The sequence below is a fragment of the Pseudomonas sp. PA-1-6B genome, assembly GCF_021609545.1.
Classification (GTDB): domain Bacteria; phylum Pseudomonadota; class Gammaproteobacteria; order Pseudomonadales; family Pseudomonadaceae; genus Aquipseudomonas; species Aquipseudomonas fluorescens_BV.
The window spans coordinates 88,714-108,125 of the sequence record NZ_WJZM01000013.1 but is presented as its reverse complement, the minus strand read 5'-3'; the positions used below and the strand labels follow the sequence as shown (position 1 = coordinate 108,125).

The window sequence follows — 19,412 nt, the reverse complement described above, 5'->3', positions numbered from 1 at the left end:
CTTTTAATTTCTATTGTCTGTGATTCATCCACAGCTGGTTAAATTTTGTGCAAAGGGTTCTTTAGGAAGGGCGAAGTCCCTATACTTGCCGCCAAAGCTGTAGAACCCTTTCAACAAACAATTCCTGATTACCTACATAAGCAGGCACGAGGTGCGTGGTGGATTTCCCTTCCCGTTTTGAAGTGATCGTCATCGGCGGCGGTCATGCCGGTACCGAGGCAGCACTGGCGTCAGCACGCATGGGTGTAAAAACCCTGTTGCTGACGCATAACGTGGAAACCCTCGGTGCCATGAGTTGCAACCCCGCAATTGGCGGGATTGGCAAAAGCCATCTGGTCAAGGAAATCGATGCCCTTGGCGGGGTAATGGCGATGGCCACCGACAAGGGTGGTATTCAATTTCGCGTGCTCAACAGCCGCAAAGGCCCGGCCGTACGTGCTACCCGGGCTCAGGCCGACCGCATCCTGTACAAAGCAGCGGTACGCGAAACCCTGGAAAACCAGCCGAACTTGTGGATATTTCAGCAGGCCGCCGATGACTTGATCGTCGAGCAGGACCAGGTACGCGGTGTCGTTACGCAAATGGGTCTGCGTTTTCATGCAGATTCGGTCGTACTGACCACGGGCACGTTCCTCGGCGGACTTATCCACATCGGTATGCAAAATTATTCCGGTGGTCGTGCCGGTGACCCGCCGTCGATTGCCCTGGCAAAACGTCTGCGTGAACTACCGCTGCGCGTCGGCCGTTTGAAAACCGGAACCCCGCCACGCATTGATGGGCGTTCTGTGGATTTCTCGATGATGACCGAGCAAGCCGGCGACACGCCGATCCCGGTCATGTCGTTCATGGGTTCCAAAGAACAGCACCCGAAACAGGTCAGCTGCTGGATTACCCACACCAACACCCGAACCCACGAAATCATTGCCGCGAACCTTGATCGTTCGCCGATGTATTCCGGGGTGATCGAAGGCATTGGCCCGCGTTATTGCCCGTCGATCGAAGACAAGATCCACCGCTTTGCCGACAAGGAAAGCCACCAGGTCTTTATCGAACCCGAAGGCTTGACCACCCACGAGCTGTACCCCAACGGAATTTCCACTTCGCTGCCGTTCGATGTGCAAATCCAGATCGTGCAGTCGATTCGCGGTATGGAAAACGCGCACATCGTGCGTCCGGGCTACGCCATCGAGTACGACTACTTCGACCCGCGCGACCTGAAATACAGCCTGGAAACCAAAGTGATCGGCGGCCTGTTCTTCGCCGGCCAAATCAACGGCACCACCGGTTATGAAGAAGCCGGGGCCCAAGGTTTGCTGGCCGGGACCAACGCAGCATTGCGTGCACAGGGCAAAGACAGCTGGTGCCCGCGTCGCGATGAAGCCTACATCGGCGTATTGGTCGACGACCTGATTACCCTGGGTACCCAGGAACCGTACCGGATGTTCACATCTCGGGCGGAATACCGTCTGATCCTGCGCGAAGACAACGCCGACCTGCGCTTGACCGAAAAAGGTCGCGAGCTGGGCCTGGTCGATGACGCCCGCTGGGCGGCCTTCTGCAAAAAACGCGAAAGCATTGCGCTCGAAGAACAGCGTCTGAAAAGTACCTGGGTTCGCCCGGGCACGGAGCAAGGCGACGCCATCGCAGAAAAATTCGGCACGCCGTTGACCCATGAGTACAACTTGCTCAACCTGCTTTCCCGTCCGGAAATCGACTACGCTGGTCTGGTCGAAGTGACTGGCCAGGGCGCAGAAGACCCACAGGTTGCCGAACAGGTTGAAATCAAGACCAAATACGCAGGCTACATTGATCGCCAGCAGGACGAGATCGCTCGGCTGCGCGCCAGTGAAGACACCAAACTTCCTGTGGATATCGACTACACCGGAATTTCCGGGTTATCGAAAGAAATTCAAAGCAAGTTGGGGATAACTCGGCCGGAAACCCTCGGGCAGGCTTCACGTATCCCTGGCGTCACTCCGGCAGCCATCTCGCTGTTGATGATTCATTTGAAAAAACGCGGCGCGGGCCGTCAGTTGGAGCAAAGCGCTTGAGTTCGTTGGTCACCTCGCAACACGCCGAAGAGTTATCCACAGGAGCGCGCCAGTTGGGCGTAGTCCTGACCGAAGCCCAGCATGAGCTGCTGCTGGGCTACCTGGCCCTGTTGATCAAATGGAACAAGGCTTACAACCTGACCGCAGTGCGTGACCCAGACGAGATGGTGTCGCGGCATTTGCTCGACAGCCTCAGCGTGATGCCGTTTATCGAAAATGGCCGTTGGCTCGATGTGGGCAGCGGCGGCGGCATGCCTGGCATCCCGTTGGCGATCCTGTTTCCCGAGTCCCACGTGACCTGCCTGGACAGCAACGGCAAGAAAACCCGCTTCCTGACCCAGGTCAAACTCGAGCTCAAGCTGGATAACCTGCAAGTTATCCACAGTCGTGTCGAAGCATTCACGCCTGAACTGCCTTTCAACGGGATCGTGTCCCGGGCGTTCAGCAGCATGGAGAACTTCAGCAACTGGACACGCCACCTGGGCGACCGTGATACCCGCTGGTTGGCAATGAAGGGCGTTCATCCAAGCGACGAGCTGTTAGCATTGCCGGCAGACTTCCACCTCGATAGCGAACACGCCTTGGCCGTACCTGGTTGCCAAGGCCAACGCCATCTGCTGATACTGCGCCGCACGGCATGATTGGGAACACAAGCAAGAATGGCTAAGGTATTCGCGATAGCGAACCAGAAAGGTGGCGTGGGTAAGACCACCACCTGTATCAACCTCGCAGCATCCCTGGTCGCGACCAAGCGTCGGGTGCTGCTGATCGATCTCGATCCACAGGGCAACGCCACCATGGGTAGCGGTGTGGATAAACACGGCCTGGAAAACTCGGTCTACGATTTGCTGATTGGCGAATGCGACCTGGCCCAGGCCATGCACTATTCCGAGCACGGCGGTTACCAACTGCTGCCGGCCAACCGCGATCTGACCGCGGCGGAAGTGGTGCTGCTGGAAATGCAGATGAAAGAAAGTCGTCTGCGCAGCGCTCTGGCGCCCATTCGCGAAAACTACGATTACATTTTGATCGACTGCCCACCGTCGCTGTCGATGCTCACGCTTAACGCGCTGGTTGCCGCCGATGGGGTAATTATCCCCATGCAGTGCGAGTACTTCGCTCTCGAAGGCTTGAGCGACCTTGTGGATAACATCAAGCGGATTGCCGAGCTGCTCAACCCGAACCTGAAAGTCGAAGGCCTGCTGCGGACCATGTATGACCCGCGCCTGAGCCTGATGAACGATGTGTCGGCGCAGCTCAAGGAACACTTTGGCGATCAGTTGTACGACACCGTGATTCCACGCAACATCCGCCTGGCCGAAGCGCCAAGCTATGGCATGCCCGCGCTGGCGTACGACAAATCCTCGCGTGGTGCCATTGCCTACCTGGCATTGGCTGGCGAGATGGTTCGCCGCCAACGCCGTAATTCACGCACCGCTGCAGCCCAGCCAACTTAAGGAATCCCCATGGCCGTCAAGAAACGAGGTCTCGGACGTGGACTGGATGCACTGTTGAGTGGTCCGACCGTCACATCGCTTGAAGAACAAGCGGTGCAGGCCGACGAGCGCGAGCTGCAGCACTTGCCGCTGGACCTGATCCAGCGCGGCAAATACCAGCCACGACGGGACATGGACCCCCAGGCCCTGGAAGAACTGTCCAACTCGATCAAGGCCCAGGGCGTGATGCAGCCCATCGTGGTGCGCCCCATTGGCGGTGGCCGCTTTGAGATCATCGCCGGGGAGCGCCGCTGGCGTGCCAGCCAGCAGGCCGGCAAGGAAACCATCCCGGCGATGGTGCGCGATGTGCCGGATGAAACCGCGATCGCCATGGCGTTGATCGAGAATATCCAGCGTGAAGACCTAAACCCGATCGAAGAAGCGATTGCGTTGCAGCGTTTGCAGCAGGAATTCCAGCTCACCCAGCAACAAGTGGCTGAGGCAGTGGGCAAGTCCCGCGTCACCGTGTCCAACTTGTTGCGTTTGATCGCGCTGCCGGAAGTGATCAAGACCATGTTGTCCCACGGCGACCTGGAAATGGGCCATGCCCGTGCGTTGCTCGGTTTGCCGGAAAATCAACAGGTTGAAGGGGCGCGACACGTTGTCGCACGAGGCCTGACGGTGCGTCAGACTGAAGCGCTGGTGCGGCAGTGGCTCAGCGGCAAACCTGCACCGGTCGAAACCGCCAAACCTGATCCGGATATCGCGCGACTCGAGCAGCGCCTGGCCGAGCGCCTGGGCTCTGCGGTGCAAATTCGTCACGGCAAGAAGGGCAAAGGGCAATTGGTCATCGGATATAACTCCCTTGACGAGCTTCAAGGCGTCCTTGCCCACATCCGCTGAAACATTTGCTTATGTAGCGCGTGATCGGAAATCACTACCCGACAGTTGAATAGGGGCTGAACCGCCCCTATACTCTGCGCGCATTTTGTCGGCACAAATTATGCCAAGTTATTGATTTCCGGCAGCCGACCATTGAGGAGCAAGAGTGATGGAAACCCGCACGCCAAACACGTTGCCGTTCCATCGCTTGGCTGTTTTTCCGGTTCTACTGGCTCAATTTGTCATTTTACTGATCGCCGCATTGGCGCTTTGGTATTGGCATGGAGTCGTAGCCGGGTATTCAGGACTCTGCGGAGGCCTGATAGCCTTGCTGCCCAATATGTATTTTGCTCACAGGGCCTTTCGGTTTTCCGGCGCCCGAGCAGCCCAGGCTATCGTCCGGTCTTTTTATGCCGGCGAGGCGGGGAAACTGATTTTGACGGCAGTGCTGTTTGCACTGACCTTTGCAGGTGTGAAGCCATTGGCGCCGCTGGCTGTATTCGGCGTCTTCGTGTTGACCCAACTGGTCAGCTGGTTCGCTCCCCTGCTAATGAAAACAAGACTTTCGAAACCTTAGGGCGTTTGAGGCAACCATGGCAGAAACAACCGCTTCGGGCTATATCCAGCACCACTTGCAGAACCTGACCTTCGGTCAGCTTCCTAATGGCGGCTGGGGCTTTGCCCACACCGCAGCAGAAGCCAAAGAAATGGGTTTCTGGGCTTTCCACCTGGATACTCTGGGTTGGTCGGTCGCATTGGGTCTGATCTTCGTCCTGATTTTCCGCATGGCGGCAAAGAAGGCGACTTCGGGTCAGCCAGGTGCTTTGCAGAACTTCGTTGAAGTATTGGTCGAATTCGTCGATGGCAGCGTGAAAGACAGCTTCCATGGCCGTAGCCCGGTGATTGCACCGCTGGCACTGACCATCTTCGTCTGGGTGTTCCTGATGAACGCCGTCGACCTGATCCCGGTGGACTGGATTCCTCAGTTGGCCATGGCGATCTCCGGCGACCCGCACATCCCATTCCGTGCCGTATCGACCACTGACCCGAACGCTACCCTGGGCATGGCCCTGTCGGTGTTCGCGCTGATCATTTTCTACAGCATCAAGGTCAAGGGCATCGGCGGCTTCATCGGCGAACTGACCCTGCACCCGTTCGGCAGCAAGAACATCTTCGTTCAAGCTCTGCTGATCCCGGTGAACTTCCTGCTGGAATTCGTCACCCTGATCGCCAAGCCGATTTCGCTGGCTCTGCGACTGTTCGGCAACATGTATGCCGGCGAGCTGGTGTTCATTCTGATCGCTGTGATGTTCGGCAGCGGCCTGCTCTGGCTTAGCGGCCTGGGCGTAGTTCTGCAGTGGGCGTGGGCTGTGTTCCACATCCTGATCATTACCCTGCAGGCCTTCATCTTCATGATGCTGACCATCGTCTACCTGTCGATGGCGCACGAAGAGAACCATTAAGACCAGTCTCGACTAGTCTGATGTCCTTCCCGGTCAAACGGGAAGGTGGCCCAACAGGGCTATGAAACGATTTGTTTTACCGCTTTAAAATCTAAAAAACCTAAACCATACGACGTAAAAGTCGGGAGGAAAGATGGAAACTGTAGTTGGTCTAACCGCTATCGCTGTTGCACTGTTGATCGGCCTGGGCGCCCTGGGTACTGCCATTGGTTTCGGCCTGCTGGGCGGCAAATTCCTGGAAGGCGCAGCGCGTCAGCCAGAAATGGTCCCAATGCTGCAAGTTAAAATGTTCATCGTCGCCGGCCTGCTCGACGCCGTGACCATGATCGGCGTTGGTATCGCACTGTTCTTCACCTTCGCGAACCCCTTCGTTGGTCAACTCGCTGGCTAATCACTCGATTTTCGAGTGATTGGGGTGATGGACAACGAATGAGCGAGGTGTTGGCGTGAACATTAATGCAACCCTGATTGGCCAATCCGTTGCGTTCTTCATTTTTGTAGTGTTTTGCATGAAGTTCGTGTGGCCTCCGGTCATCGCGGCTTTGCACGAACGTCAGAAGAAGATCGCGGATGGTTTGGACGCTGCCAGCCGTGCAGCTCGCGACCTGGAGTTGGCCCACGAGAAAGTGGGTCAGCAACTGCGCGAAGCTAAAGCACAGGCAGCCGAGATCATTGAGCAAGCCAAGAAACGCGGTAACCAGATCGTCGAAGAGGCTGTTGAAAAAGCCCGCGTCGAAGCTGACCGTGTGAAGGCTTCGGCTCATGCCGAGATCGAACAGGAACTGAACGGTGTCAAAGACGCGCTGCGTGCCCAACTGGGTGCTCTGGCCGTTGGCGGTGCTGAGAAGATCCTCGGTGCCACAATCGATCAAAACGCGCACGCGGAGCTGGTTAACAAACTGGCTGCTGAAATTTAAGCGAGGGCGATCATGGCAGAACTGACCACGTTGGCCCGACCTTACGCTAAGGCAGCCTTCGAGCACGCCCAGGCCCACCAGCAGCTGGCCTCTTGGTCAGCCATGCTCGGCCTGGCTGCAGCAGTGTCGCAAGACGACACCATGCAGCGCGTGCTCAAGGCCCCGCGCCTGACGAGCGCAGACAAGGCCGCCACTTTTATTGAAGTGTGCGGCGACAAGTTTGATGTGAAGGTGCAGAACTTCATCCACGTCATTGCCGAAAACGACCGTCTCCCGCTTTTGCCGGAGATCGCCGCTCTGTTCGACCTGTACAAGGCCGAAGCAGAGAAATCGGTAGACGTTGAAGTGACCAGTGCTTTCGCATTGAACCAAGAACAGCAAGACAAACTCGCCAAGGTTCTCAGTGCACGACTCAATCGGGAAGTGCGCCTGCAAGCTTCGGAGGACGCATCGCTTATTGGTGGTGTTGTTATCCGTGCCGGCGACCTGGTTATCGATGGCTCGATTCGCGGCAAAATCGCGAAACTTGCCGAAGCATTGAAATCTTGAGTTTGAAGGGGCAGCAGAGCAATGCAGCAACTCAATCCTTCCGAAATAAGTGAAATTATCAAGGGCCGCATCGACAAGCTCGATGTGACCTCCCAAGCCCGTAACGAAGGCACTGTCGTCAGCGTATCTGACGGCATCGTGCGGATTCACGGTCTGGCCGACGTAATGTACGGCGAGATGATCGAGTTTCCGGGCGGCGTCTACGGTATGGCCCTCAACCTGGAGCAAGACTCCGTAGGTGCCGTTGTATTGGGCGCGTACACCAGTCTGGCTGAAGGCATGAGCGCCAAGTGCACAGGCCGCATCCTGGAAGTTCCGGTTGGTAAGGAACTGCTGGGTCGCGTAGTCGACGCACTGGGTAACCCTGTTGACGGTAAAGGTCCACTGGGCAACACCGAGACCGACGCGGTCGAGAAAGTTGCTCCAGGCGTGATCTGGCGTAAGTCGGTAGACCAGCCTGTACAGACTGGCTACAAGGCTGTCGATGCCATGATCCCAGTCGGCCGTGGCCAGCGTGAGCTGATCATCGGTGACCGTCAGATCGGTAAAACCGCTCTGGCGATCGACGCGATCATCAACCAGAAAGACAGCGGCATTTTCTGCGTCTACGTAGCCATCGGTCAGAAGCAATCGACCATCGCCAACGTAGTTCGCAAGCTGGAAGAAAACGGCGCCCTGGCCAACACGATCATCGTGGCTGCCAGTGCTTCGGAATCTCCTGCGCTGCAATTCCTGGCACCGTACTCCGGTTGCACCATGGGTGAATTCTTCCGCGACCGCGGTGAAGACGCGCTGATCGTTTATGACGATCTGTCCAAGCAAGCAGTGGCTTATCGCCAGATTTCCCTGCTGCTGCGCCGTCCACCAGGCCGTGAAGCTTACCCAGGCGACGTGTTCTATCTCCACTCCCGTCTGCTGGAGCGCGCATCCCGCGTTTCCGAAGAGTACGTAGAGAAGTTCACCAACGGCGCAGTGACCGGCAAAACCGGTTCCCTGACCGCACTGCCGATCATCGAAACCCAGGCTGGCGACGTTTCCGCGTTCGTTCCGACCAACGTGATTTCCATCACCGACGGTCAGATCTTCCTGGAATCGGCCATGTTCAACTCGGGCATCCGCCCTGCAGTGAACGCCGGTGTTTCGGTATCCCGTGTGGGTGGTGCCGCTCAGACCAAGATCATCAAGAAGCTCTCCGGTGGTATCCGTACCGCTCTGGCTCAGTACCGTGAACTGGCGGCATTCGCCCAGTTCGCTTCTGACCTGGACGAAGCGACCCGTAAGCAACTTGAGCATGGTCAGCGCGTTACCGAGCTGATGAAGCAGAAGCAATACGCCCCAATGTCGATCGCTGACATGGCGTTGTCGCTGTATGCCGCTGAGCGTGGGTTCCTGACCGACGTTGAAATCGCCAAGGTCGGCAGCTTTGAACAAGCGCTGATTGCTTACTTCAACCGCGATCACGCCGAATTGATGGCGAAGATCAACGTGAAGGGTGACTTCAATGACGATATCGACGCTGGCATGAAAGCCGGTATCGAGAAGTTCAAGGCCACCCAAACCTGGTAAGCCGCAGCGGGAGCCGCAAGGCTCCCGCTTGCTAACCTGATAGGTGTTACATGGCAGGCGCAAAAGAGATTCGCAGTAAGATTGCGAGCATCAAAAGCACGCAAAAAATTACCAGCGCCATGGAAAAAGTGGCGGTCAGCAAAATGCGCAAGGCACAAATGCGCATGGCTGCTAGCCGTCCTTATGCGGAGCGTATCCGCCAGGTAATTGGGCATCTGGCCAACGCCAACCCGGAATACCGCCACCCGTTCATGATCGAGCGCGCCGTCAAGCGTGCAGGTTATGTGGTAGTGAGCAGTGACCGTGGTTTGTGTGGTGGTCTGAATACCAACCTGTTCAAGGCCCTGGTCAAGGACATGGCGGTAAACCGCGAAAACGGCGTCGAGATCGATCTGTGTGTTGTTGGTAGCAAGGGTGCGGCCTTTTTCCGCAACTTCGGCGGTAACGTCGTTGCAGCTATCAGCCACCTGGGTGAAGAGCCGTCGATCAATGATTTGATCGGCAGTGTGAAGGTGATGCTGGATGCGTACCTGGAAGGCCGGATTGACCGCCTTTCCGTGGTATCCAACAAGTTCATCAACACCATGACCCAGCAGCCAACCGTGGAGCAATTGATTCCACTGGTGGCGACTCCGGATCAGGAACTCAAGCACCACTGGGACTACCTCTACGAACCAGACGCCAAAGAGCTGCTTGACGGCTTGATGGTGCGCTACGTGGAGTCGCAGGTGTACCAGGCGGTGGTCGAGAACAACGCAGCTGAACAAGCGGCGCGGATGATCGCGATGAAAAACGCTACCGATAACGCCGGTGATCTGATCAGCGATTTGCAGCTGATCTACAACAAGGCGCGTCAGGCTGCGATCACCCAAGAGATCTCGGAAATCGTCGGCGGCGCTGCCGCGGTTTAACGGTTCAAATATTCAGAGGATCCAGCTATGAGTAGCGGACGTATCGTTCAAATCATCGGCGCCGTTATCGACGTGGAATTTCCACGCGACAGCGTACCGAGCATCTACAACGCGCTGAAAGTACAAGGCGCGGAAACTACCCTGGAAGTTCAGCAGCAGCTGGGCGACGGCGTAGTTCGTACCATTGCGATGGGTTCCACCGAAGGCTTGAAGCGCGGTCTGGACGTTGTCGACACTGGCGCTGCCATCTCCGTACCGGTCGGTAAAGCGACCCTGGGCCGGATCATGGACGTACTGGGCAACCCGATCGACGAAGCTGGCCCGATCGCCACCGAAGAGCGCTGGGGCATTCACCGCGCCGCGCCTTCGTTCGCCGAGCAAGCAGGCGGCAACGATCTGCTGGAAACCGGCATCAAGGTTATCGACCTGGTTTGCCCGTTCGCCAAGGGCGGTAAAGTCGGTCTGTTCGGTGGTGCCGGTGTAGGCAAGACCGTAAACATGATGGAACTGATCCGTAACATCGCCATCGAGCACAGCGGTTATTCCGTGTTCGCAGGTGTTGGTGAGCGTACTCGTGAGGGTAACGACTTCTACCACGAGATGAAGGACTCCAACGTTCTGGACAAAGTGGCACTGGTTTACGGTCAGATGAACGAGCCGCCGGGAAACCGTCTGCGCGTAGCCCTGACTGGCCTGACCATGGCCGAGAAGTTCCGTGACGAAGGTAACGACGTTCTGCTGTTCGTCGACAACATCTATCGTTACACCCTGGCCGGTACTGAAGTATCCGCACTGCTGGGCCGTATGCCTTCGGCAGTAGGTTACCAGCCGACCCTGGCTGAAGAGATGGGCGTTCTGCAAGAACGTATCACTTCGACCAAGGAAGGTTCGATCACCTCGATCCAAGCGGTATATGTACCTGCGGATGACTTGACCGACCCGTCGCCAGCCACCACCTTCGCCCACTTGGACGCCACTGTCGTTCTGTCCCGTGACATCGCTTCCCTGGGTATCTACCCAGCGGTCGATCCACTCGACTCGACTTCGCGCCAGCTGGACCCGAACGTGATCGGCCAGGAGCACTACGATACCGCTCGCGGTGTTCAGTACGTGCTGCAGCGTTACAAAGAACTGAAGGACATCATTGCGATCCTGGGTATGGACGAGCTGTCGGAAGCCGACAAGCAGTTGGTAAACCGTGCTCGTAAGATCCAGCGTTTCTTGTCGCAGCCGTTCTTCGTGGCTGAAGTCTTCACCGGTGCCTCGGGTAAATACGTTTCCCTGAAAGACACCATTGCTGGCTTCAAAGGCATCCTCAACGGTGACTACGACCACTTGCCAGAACAAGCGTTCTACATGGTCGGCGGCATCGAAGAAGCGATCGAGAAAGCCAAGAAACTGTAATCCTGGCGCCCGGAAACGGGCGCTCATCAGGTTGAGGCAATCAGATGGCTATGACAGTCCATTGCGATATCGTCAGCGCGGAAGGGGAAATTTTCTCCGGTCTGGTAGAAATGGTGATTGCACACGGCGAACTCGGTGACCTGGGTATTGCCATGGGCCACGCGCCATTGATCACCAGCTTGAAGCCAGGTCCGATCACTCTGACCAAGCAAGGCGGGGAAAAGGAGGTGTTTTACATCTCTGGTGGTTTCCTCGAGGTTCAGCCGAACATGGTCAAGGTACTTGCCGACACCGTGCAACGTGCTGGCGACCTGGATGAAGCCTCCGCTCAGGAAGCCGTCAAGGCTGCCGAGAAGGCGCTGAACGAAAAAGGCGCAGACTTCGACTACAGCGCTGCTGCAGTCCGTCTGGCCGAGGCCGCAGCCCAGCTGCGTACTCTCCAGCAGATCCGCAAGAAGTAAGCGGCCACGCCGTTTTGCTTGATGCGTGATTGATTAAAAAGGGTAGCCTCGGCTACCCTTTTTCTTTTTTTGCAAAACACTTCTTTGGTCTGAACCCGGACCGCCCAGGATTGGTAGCCATTCATGTCTCTTGAAATCGTCATTCTCGCCGCAGGCCAGGGCACCCGCATGCGTTCAGCCCTGCCCAAGGTACTGCATCCGGTCGCGGGCAACTCCATGCTGGGCCATGTTATCCACAGCGCCCGCCAATTGGACCCACAACGTATTCATGTGGTGATCGGCCACGGTGCCGATGTGGTACGGGAACGCCTTGCCGCGGACGATTTGAATTTCGTATTGCAAGACAAGCAACTGGGCACCGGCCACGCGACCGCGCAGGCTGTGCCTTTCATCACCGCAGACACGGTATTGATCCTCTACGGCGATGTACCGCTGATTGAAGTGGAAACCTTGCAACGCCTGCTCAAGCACGTGGTGCCTGGCCAGATGGGCCTGCTGACCGTTGAGTTGGATGACCCTACGGGCTACGGCCGCATTGTGCGCAACGCCGACGGCAAGGTGGCTGCTATCGTTGAACACAAAGATGCCAGCGAAGCCCAGCGCGCGATTACTGAAGGCAATACCGGCATTCTCGCGGTGCCTGCCAACAAGCTCGCCGACTGGATGAGCCGCCTGTCCAACAACAACGCCCAAGGCGAGTATTACCTCACCGACGTCATCGAGATGGCCGTCAGCGATGGCTTGCTGGTCGCGACCGAGCAGCCACACCATCCGATGGAAGTGCAGGGCGCCAACGACCGCAAGCAACTGGCAGAGCTGGAACGTCACTATCAACTGCGCGAAGGCCTGCGCCTGATGGCTCAGGGCGTGACCCTGCGAGACCCGGCGCGTTTCGATGTACGTGGCGAAGTCACGGTGGGCCGCGACATCCTGATCGATATCAACGTGATCCTCGAAGGCCGCGTGATCATTGAGGACGGTGTGGTCATCGGCCCGAACTGCGTGATCAAGGACAGTACCTTGCGCAAAGGCGTGGTGGTCAAGGCCAACAGCCATATCGACGGTGCCGTGATGGGTGAGGGCAGCGATGCCGGGCCGTTTGCGCGCTTGCGTCCGGGTAGTGAGCTGGGGGCCCAGGCCCATGTGGGTAACTTTGTCGAACTGAAAAACGCTCACCTCGGCGAGGGCGCCAAAGTCGGTCACCTGACTTACCTGGGCGATGCCGTCATCGGCGCACGCACCAACATTGGGGCTGGCACCATCACCTGCAACTATGACGGTGCCAACAAGTACCAGACCACCATTGGCGAAGACGTGTTCATCGGCTCCAATAACTCGCTGGTTGCTCCCGTGACCATCGGTGATGGTTCCAACACCGCAGCGGGCTCGACCATCAACCAGGATGTGGATAAGTCCCAACTGGCCGTTGCCCGCGCTCGTCAACGCAACATCGACGGCTGGAAACGCCCGGTCAAAATCAAAAAGAGCTGAGTTATCCACAACTCGATAGGTTGAGACTCACTCCTGTGGGAGCTGGCTTGCCTGCGATAGCGGTCTGACATTCATCATGATGTCGCCTGACACGCAGCTATCGCAGGCAAGCCAGCTCCCACAGTTGTTTAGTGGCATGTCCGAAAGCTCTACAAAATGCCTTCCGCCTCTTGACGATCTTTCGCCAATAGGTTTTGATTGCCTTCGTTATCTTTCGAAACGAAACTTATCACTACCATGTCGAAACGAAACACCCCCCAACGACGCCACAATATCCTCACCTTGCTCAACGAACAGGGCGAAGTCAGCGTGGACGAGTTGGCCAAACATTTCGAAACTTCGGAAGTGACCATCCGCAAGGACCTTGCCGCCCTCGAAAGTAACGGCCTGCTCCTACGTCGCTACGGTGGCGCAATCACCATGCCCCAAGAGCTGGTGGGCGACGCTGCCCAGCCCATTTCGGCCTACAAGCGCGCCATCGCCCGTGCGGCCGTGAAGCGTTTGCGTGAGCACGCGCGCATCATCATCGACAGCGGCAGCACTACCGCCGCGATGATCCCCGAACTGGGCCATCAACCGGGCCTGGTGGTGATGACCAACTCCCTGAACGTGGCCCGCGCCTTGAGCGAACTGGAACACGAGCCGGTGCTGTTGATGACCGGGGGTACCTGGGACCCGCATTCGGACTCGTTCCAGGGGCAGGTCGCTGAGCAGGTGCTGCGTTCCTATGACTTTGACCAGCTGTTCATCGGTGCCGATGGCATCGACCTGCAGCGCGGTACCACTACCTTCAACGAACTGCTGGGCTTGAGCCGTGTGATGGCCGAGGTCGCCCGTGAAGTGGTGGTGATGGTCGAATCCGACAAGATCGGCCGCAAGATTCCCAACCTGGAACTGCCCTGGAGCAGTGTCCATACCCTTATTACCGATGATCGCCTGCCGCTTGAGGCCCGCGACCAGATCCAAGCCCGCGGCATTACGCTGATATGCGCGGCAATCATCTAGGAGAAGCACCATGTGTGGAATTGTTGGCGCAGTCGCCGAACGTAACGTTACTGCCATCCTGATCGAAGGCCTCAAGCGCCTCGAATACCGCGGCTACGATAGCGCCGGTGTGGCCGTCTTCACCAACGCCGGCAAGCTGGAACGCATGCGCCGCCCGGGCAAGGTCAGCGAGTTGGACCAGGCCCTGGCCGGTGAGCCGCTGGTAGGTCGCTTAGGGATCGCCCACACCCGTTGGGCCACCCACGGTGCACCCTGCGAGCGTAACGCTCACCCGCACTTCTCCGGCGACCTGGCGGTGGTGCACAACGGCATTATCGAAAACCACGAAGTGCTGCGCGAACAACTCAAGGGCCTGGGCTATGTGTTCACCTCGGACACTGACACCGAAGTGATCGCCCACCTGCTCAACCACAAGCTCAAGGACCACAGTGACCTGACCACCGCCCTCAAGGCCACGGTCAAGGAACTGCATGGCGCCTACGGCCTGGCCGTGATCAGCGCCAGCCAGCCTGACCGCCTAGTTGCCGCACGCAGCGGCAGCCCATTGGTGATCGGCCTGGGCTTGGGCGAGAACTTCCTTGCCTCCGACCAACTGGCCCTGCGCCAAGTGACCGACCGCTTCATGTACTTGGAAGAAGGCGACATTGCCGACATCCGCCGTGAAAGCGTGCAGATCTGGGACGTGAACGGTCAGTCCGTCGAGCGCGAAGCCGTGCAATACCGCGATGGCGCCGAAGCCGCCGACAAAGGCGAGTTCCGCCACTTCATGCTCAAGGAAATCCACGAGCAGCCGTCCGTGGTACAGCGCACCCTGGAAGGTCGCCTGAGCCAGAACCAAGTATTGGTGAACGCTTTCGGCCCGCAAGCCGCCGAACTGTTCGCCAAAGTGCGCAACGTGCAAATCGTCGCCTGTGGCACCAGCTACCACGCCGGTATGGTGGCGCGTTACTGGTTGGAGGAACTGGCCGGCATCCCGTGCCAGGTCGAAGTCGCCAGCGAGTTCCGCTACCGCAAAGTGGTGGTACAGCCTGACACCCTGTTCGTGACTATCTCTCAGTCCGGTGAAACCGCCGACACCCTGGCCGCCCTGCGCAATGCCAAGGAACTGGGCTTCCTCGGCAGCCTGGCCATCTGCAACGTCAGCATCAGCTCCCTGGTGCGTGAATCCGACCTGACCCTGCTGACCCAGGCCGGGCGCGAAATCGGCGTCGCCTCCACCAAAGCCTTCACCACCCAACTGGTGGGCCTGTTACTGCTGACCCTGTCCCTGGGCCAGGTGCGCGGCACCCTCGCCGAAGGTGTCGAAGCCACCCTGGTGGAAGAACTGCGCCGCCTGCCGACCCGCCTGGGTGAAGCCTTGGCCATGGACAGCACCGTGGAAAAAGTCGCCGAGCTGTTCGCCGACAAGAACCACACCCTGTTCCTGGGCCGTGGCGCGCAATACCCGGTGGCGATGGAAGGCTCGCTGAAACTCAAGGAAATCTCGTACATCCACGCCGAAGCCTACCCGGCCGGTGAGCTCAAGCACGGCCCGCTGGCCTTGGTGGATGACGACATGCCGGTGGTTACCGTGGCGCCGAACAACGAACTGCTGGAGAAGCTCAAGTCCAACCTGCAGGAAGTACGCGCCCGTGGTGGCCAACTGATCGTTTTCGCAGATGAAAAAGCCGGCATGACCAACGGTGAAGGCACCCACGTCATCAACATGCCGCACATCCACGACACGCTGTCGCCGATCCTCTACACCATCCCGCTGCAGTTGCTGTCGTACTACGTTGCCGTGCTCAAAGGCACCGACGTTGACCAGCCGCGTAACTTGGCCAAGTCGGTGACGGTGGAGTAAGCCTTACTGACGTACCCAAAAGGGGCTGTTTAAACAGCCCCTTTTTTGTATTTTGAATTCGCTCAATTCAAGGTTGGCTATTTCAGTTAAGCGCAGCTCCTGTGGGAGCTCCATCGGGTTTGAGAAAGGGGTGGGTCAGGTCCACCAGTAGCGCACGAGATGAAAGAAGATCGGCGCCGCAAAGCACACCGAATCCAGCCGATCCAACATCCCGCCGTGTCCTTCGATCATGTGCCCCCAGTCCTTCACACCGCGGTCACGCTTGATCGCCGACATCACAATCCCTCCCGCAAACCCCAGCAAGTTGATCAGCAGCGCGATCAGAAACGACTGCCAGGGATTGAACGGTGTGGTCCACCACAGCGCCGCGCCGATCAAGGAGGACAGCAGAATTCCGCCCACAAACCCTTCCACGGTTTTCGATGGCGACAGGTTGGGCGCGATCTTGTGTTTGCCGAACAGCTTGCCGCACACGTACTGCAACACGTCCGACAGTTGCACCACGATCACCAGATAGGCGATCAGCAGCAGGTTACGGCCTTCGTAGCCCGGTATGTCCAAAGTCAGTAGTGCCGGGACGAAAGACACGCAGAACACGGCGATCATCAGCCCCCATTGCACCTTCGATGCACGTTCCAGAAAGTGCGTACTGTCGCCGCCCAGGGACGCGAGGATCGGCAGCAGCAGGAACACGTACACCGGAATGAAGATCGAGAACAGCCCATACCAGTCGGCGTAGATAAGCAGGTATTGCAGCGGCAGGGCCAGGTAGAACGCGGCCACCAGAGCCGGGTAGTCGCTGCGTCGGGTGGGCGTGAGGGTGAGGAACTCGCGCAGGGCGTAGAACGACACCGCGTAGAACAGCAGGATCACCGCGCCGGTGCCGAGCCAGAACGCGATGCCGATCACCACCACCATCACCCACCAGGCGTTGATGCGGGCGTTGAGGTTGTCGATCACGGCATTCGGGCTGCCACGGGTGCGCAGCTTGAGGATCAGGCCGATCAGCGAGGCGATGATCAGGATCGCGCCGATGCCGCCAAATAACATCAGGGTTTGGCTATCCATCTCAGGAATGCTCCGGGGCAAGGGCGAGCAGGGCGTCGCGGCTGCGGGCAAGGAAGTCGGCTTTGTCTTCGCCTTCTTCCAGTTGCAGGGGGGCACCGAAGCTGGTGGTGCATAACAACGGTAGCGGTAATACGCGGCCCTTGGGCATAACCCGGTTCAGGTTGGCTATCCACACAGGGACCAGCTCGGCCTGTGGGTAACTCTTTGCCAGGTGGTACAAACCGCTTTTGAACGGCAGCAAGCCATCCTCCAGATTGCGCGTGCCTTCGGGAAAAATGATCAGCGAATCGCCGCCCTCCAACGCCGCAAGCATGGGCTGCAATGGGTTGTCCACAGGGTCCTTGCGCTCACGGTCGATCAGCACGCCATTGAACACTCGATTGATGATGTAGCGGCGCAGCGCACTCTTGTTCCAGTAATCACTGCCGGCCACCGGGCGTGTGAATTTGCGCAGGTTCTGCGGCAGTGATGCCCACACCAGGACGAAGTCGCCGTGGCTGCTGTGGTTGGCGAAATAGATCCGCTGCACCGGGACCGGCGCGCACCCCAGCCACAGGCTGCGGGCGCCAGTGACGGTGCGGGCCATGGAAGTAATCAGCGTGGCGACCACGGGTTCGAACATGGGAATTCCTTATCCGGCGAAAGGTAGCCAAGGGCTGGCGAGAATGACGCCCAGGGTCAACAGCGCTTGCGCGCCCAGCAGCCAGGCTTGTTTACGCAGCAGTTTGAGGGCGCCGCGACGGCGTTCAGTCCATGGCCGACCGGCTCGCTTGGGCGATTGCAGGCCAAGGGTTTGCAGGGCCTGGTCCAGGTCTGGCGTGCGGGTGGTGTCGCGAGCGAGCAGGGCGAACAGGTCGGCGTCAAAGGCCACCCGCAGCGCCCAATACTTTTGCAGCAGGCCCAGCACGATCATCCAGAGGGCCAACAGCAGACAAATGGTGGAAATGCTGGCCAACAGCAACTGGGCGAGGCCGAACAGCACGCCGAGCAGCGTCAGTCCTGTGGATAACTGGTCCAGTGATCGGCCACGGCGCAACAGGCTGGCGACAATCTGGAGTTCCATATCAGCAGGCATTTGGCAAACCCTCCAATGCTTGACGGTGTTCGGGGTGCAGGACCACATCGGCCCGCGCTGTACGAATAATAGCCAGCGCTTGCTCAACCGTGGTGGCTCGCCCCGTGTTCAACAGCCAGGCGGCGATGGCGGTGGCGCTGCGTGAGTAACCGAGGGCACAGCACACCAACAGGGGGCCGCTCGCTTGCAGGCGTTCAATGGCGTGGGCCGCTTTCAAGCATTCGTCGGGGGTTGGGGCGATCAGGTCCAGCACGGGCACGCAGGCGTAAGCACGGCCCTGTGGATTAATCGGCAGCTCGGCGCATAGGTCGACAATGGCCTTGAATGAACCCAGCTCGCGGGTGGCAGGAATACGCCCGAGCCAGACGTTATCCACAATCGGATCGGCCTGAGGATGTTTGCGCGTCCACAGCCGCGAATTGATCCAGGCGCCCGCCAGATAAGGTGCATATAACCAGCGTGCCGCAGGCGTAAGGTGGCCATCCTCACGTTTTTGAAAGCCCGATGCGCCGAGTACGAGGTAGTTGGCCGTGATCAACCCCAGAGAAACCGCCGGCCATAGCAGCCATAGCCAAGCGCCACCGCATACGCAGGCCAGCACTGTCAGTATCACTGCGCCCAGCCCATAGCGTATCCCTAGCCGCCATCGTTGGTTATCCCGCGTCAGCCGTGCATTCAGTAAGGGGCTCGGGTGCGCCACCGGCCATAACCACACGCACAACCACCCCGCGAGGGCGCCTGTGGGTAAGTCGATAAAGTGATGTTGATAAGTGGTCAGCACCGAAACCCCGATTAGCGCGAACCAGCCGTGCACCACCCAACGCCAGAATCCTTGAGTATGCCGTTGGTACATGACCCACAGGATCACCAGCAGCGCGATATGCAGCGAAGGCGCCTGGTTGAAGGGCTTGTCAAAACCGGCCAGCACCGCAAACAACCAACCGAACACACCGTCCAGTTCCGGCCGCTCAAACGTGAAGCGCAGTGGCCAGATCAGGAAGCAACTCACGGCTATCACCTGCGCACTCAGCAGGCGCAGCGCATGCTGTTTGAGCTCATGACGCGTGTTGGGTAGCAGCAACGAGAAGCCGTAAAGCAGGTCGATGGACCAATAGGGTACGATGGTCCAGGCCCAGAATGGCATGCGTGTTTCCCAGCCGAACACCAGCGTGCCGACGTCGCTGCGCTGGCTGGTGACCCAGGTGGCAAAGCCATAGGTGCTGAAAAACAGCGGCGCCAACAGCAGCAGCCAAAGCACCGCAGGTTTCAATAAACCGGGTTCGCGCATGT

20 protein-coding genes are annotated in these 19,412 nt (G+C 58.4%); 16 read left to right on the top strand and 4 right to left on the bottom strand.

Annotated elements, in window-relative coordinates; genetic code table 11:
- The first annotated feature begins 158 nt into the window (after nucleotides 1-158).
- The 16 genes from mnmG (at nucleotide 159) to glmS (ending at nucleotide 15,979) form a co-directional block, all read left to right on the top strand.
- Complete coding sequence (mnmG, locus tag GIV35_RS09285) at nucleotides 159-2,051, top strand: tRNA uridine-5-carboxymethylaminomethyl(34) synthesis enzyme MnmG (RefSeq protein WP_105229199.1); 1,893 nt, start codon at nucleotides 159-161, stop codon at nucleotides 2,049-2,051.
- Nucleotides 2,048-2,692 (top strand): 16S rRNA (guanine(527)-N(7))-methyltransferase RsmG, encoded by a 645-nt coding sequence (rsmG, locus tag GIV35_RS09280; protein ID WP_200647459.1) that lies wholly within the window; start codon nucleotides 2,048-2,050, stop codon nucleotides 2,690-2,692. The genes mnmG and rsmG overlap by 4 nt, the downstream gene beginning before the upstream one ends.
- Nucleotides 2,693-2,710: 18 nt before the next feature.
- A complete protein-coding gene (locus GIV35_RS09275; RefSeq protein WP_005792605.1) occupies nucleotides 2,711-3,508 on the top strand; it encodes a ParA family protein in 798 nt (265 codons plus the stop codon).
- Nucleotides 3,509-3,517: 9 nt separating this feature from the next.
- Entirely contained in the window at nucleotides 3,518-4,390 is an 873-nt protein-coding gene (locus tag GIV35_RS09270; RefSeq protein ID WP_003195890.1) for a ParB/RepB/Spo0J family partition protein, read from the top strand.
- Nucleotides 4,391-4,538: 148 nt separating this feature from the next.
- The gene (locus GIV35_RS09265; RefSeq protein ID WP_010565865.1) at nucleotides 4,539-4,946 is read left to right on the top strand and encodes a F0F1 ATP synthase subunit I; all 408 of its coding nucleotides are present in this window, start codon (nucleotides 4,539-4,541) and stop codon (nucleotides 4,944-4,946) included.
- A 16-nt stretch (nucleotides 4,947-4,962) separates the two neighbouring features.
- Entirely contained in the window at nucleotides 4,963-5,832 is an 870-nt protein-coding gene (gene atpB / locus GIV35_RS09260; RefSeq protein ID WP_003195886.1) for a F0F1 ATP synthase subunit A, read from the top strand.
- A gap of 133 nt (nucleotides 5,833-5,965) precedes the next feature.
- Entirely contained in the window at nucleotides 5,966-6,223 is a 258-nt protein-coding gene (gene atpE / locus GIV35_RS09255; RefSeq protein WP_002555987.1) for a F0F1 ATP synthase subunit C, read from the top strand.
- A gap of 55 nt (nucleotides 6,224-6,278) precedes the next feature.
- Complete coding sequence (locus tag GIV35_RS09250; RefSeq protein ID WP_003195835.1) at nucleotides 6,279-6,749, top strand: F0F1 ATP synthase subunit B; 471 nt, start codon at nucleotides 6,279-6,281, stop codon at nucleotides 6,747-6,749.
- Between the two features lie 12 nt (nucleotides 6,750-6,761).
- Nucleotides 6,762-7,298 (top strand): F0F1 ATP synthase subunit delta, encoded by a 537-nt coding sequence (locus GIV35_RS09245; protein WP_003195833.1) that lies wholly within the window; start codon nucleotides 6,762-6,764, stop codon nucleotides 7,296-7,298.
- 21 nt (nucleotides 7,299-7,319) lie between these two features.
- Entirely contained in the window at nucleotides 7,320-8,864 is a 1,545-nt protein-coding gene (gene atpA, locus GIV35_RS09240) for a F0F1 ATP synthase subunit alpha (protein ID WP_003195831.1), read from the top strand.
- Between the two features lie 50 nt (nucleotides 8,865-8,914).
- Complete coding sequence (gene atpG / locus GIV35_RS09235; protein WP_005792602.1) at nucleotides 8,915-9,775, top strand: F0F1 ATP synthase subunit gamma; 861 nt, start codon at nucleotides 8,915-8,917, stop codon at nucleotides 9,773-9,775.
- A gap of 27 nt (nucleotides 9,776-9,802) precedes the next feature.
- Nucleotides 9,803-11,179, top strand: coding sequence for a F0F1 ATP synthase subunit beta (gene atpD / locus GIV35_RS09230; RefSeq protein WP_003195827.1), 1,377 nt, complete (start codon nucleotides 9,803-9,805; stop codon nucleotides 11,177-11,179).
- Nucleotides 11,180-11,223: 44 nt separating this feature from the next.
- Entirely contained in the window at nucleotides 11,224-11,640 is a 417-nt protein-coding gene (locus tag GIV35_RS09225; protein WP_003177061.1) for a F0F1 ATP synthase subunit epsilon, read from the top strand.
- Nucleotides 11,641-11,763: 123 nt separating this feature from the next.
- Nucleotides 11,764-13,131: a bifunctional UDP-N-acetylglucosamine diphosphorylase/glucosamine-1-phosphate N-acetyltransferase GlmU gene (glmU, locus tag GIV35_RS09220; RefSeq protein WP_186527022.1), complete on the top strand. Its 1,368-nt coding sequence runs from the start codon at nucleotides 11,764-11,766 to the stop codon at nucleotides 13,129-13,131.
- Nucleotides 13,132-13,368: 237 nt separating this feature from the next.
- Nucleotides 13,369-14,136: a DeoR/GlpR family DNA-binding transcription regulator gene (locus GIV35_RS09215; protein ID WP_003195822.1), complete on the top strand. Its 768-nt coding sequence runs from the start codon at nucleotides 13,369-13,371 to the stop codon at nucleotides 14,134-14,136.
- Between the two features lie 10 nt (nucleotides 14,137-14,146).
- Nucleotides 14,147-15,979, top strand: a complete 1,833-nt coding sequence (gene glmS / locus GIV35_RS09210; RefSeq protein ID WP_034129178.1) for a glutamine--fructose-6-phosphate transaminase (isomerizing) — start codon at nucleotides 14,147-14,149, stop codon at nucleotides 15,977-15,979.
- A gap of 135 nt (nucleotides 15,980-16,114) precedes the next feature.
- On the opposite strand, the gene GIV35_RS09205 is transcribed toward glmS, so the two are convergent.
- From GIV35_RS09205 to GIV35_RS09190, 4 genes are read right to left on the bottom strand one after another with little or no spacing between them, the layout of a single operon-like run.
- Complete coding sequence (locus tag GIV35_RS09205; RefSeq protein ID WP_236264102.1) at nucleotides 16,115-17,047, bottom strand: phosphatidate cytidylyltransferase; 933 nt, start codon at nucleotides 17,045-17,047, stop codon at nucleotides 16,115-16,117.
- A gap of 1 nt (nucleotide 17,048) precedes the next feature.
- A complete protein-coding gene (locus tag GIV35_RS09200; protein WP_034129175.1) occupies nucleotides 17,049-17,669 on the bottom strand; it encodes a lysophospholipid acyltransferase family protein in 621 nt (206 codons plus the stop codon).
- A gap of 9 nt (nucleotides 17,670-17,678) precedes the next feature.
- The gene (locus GIV35_RS09195) at nucleotides 17,679-18,122 is read right to left on the bottom strand and encodes a hypothetical protein (protein WP_054916981.1); all 444 of its coding nucleotides are present in this window, start codon (nucleotides 18,120-18,122) and stop codon (nucleotides 17,679-17,681) included.
- Entirely contained in the window at nucleotides 18,112-19,410 is a 1,299-nt protein-coding gene (locus GIV35_RS09190; protein ID WP_236264101.1) for a phosphatase PAP2/dual specificity phosphatase family protein, read from the bottom strand. Before GIV35_RS09190 ends, GIV35_RS09195 begins: the two co-directional genes overlap by 11 nt.
- Nucleotides 19,411-19,412: the final 2 nt, after the last annotated feature.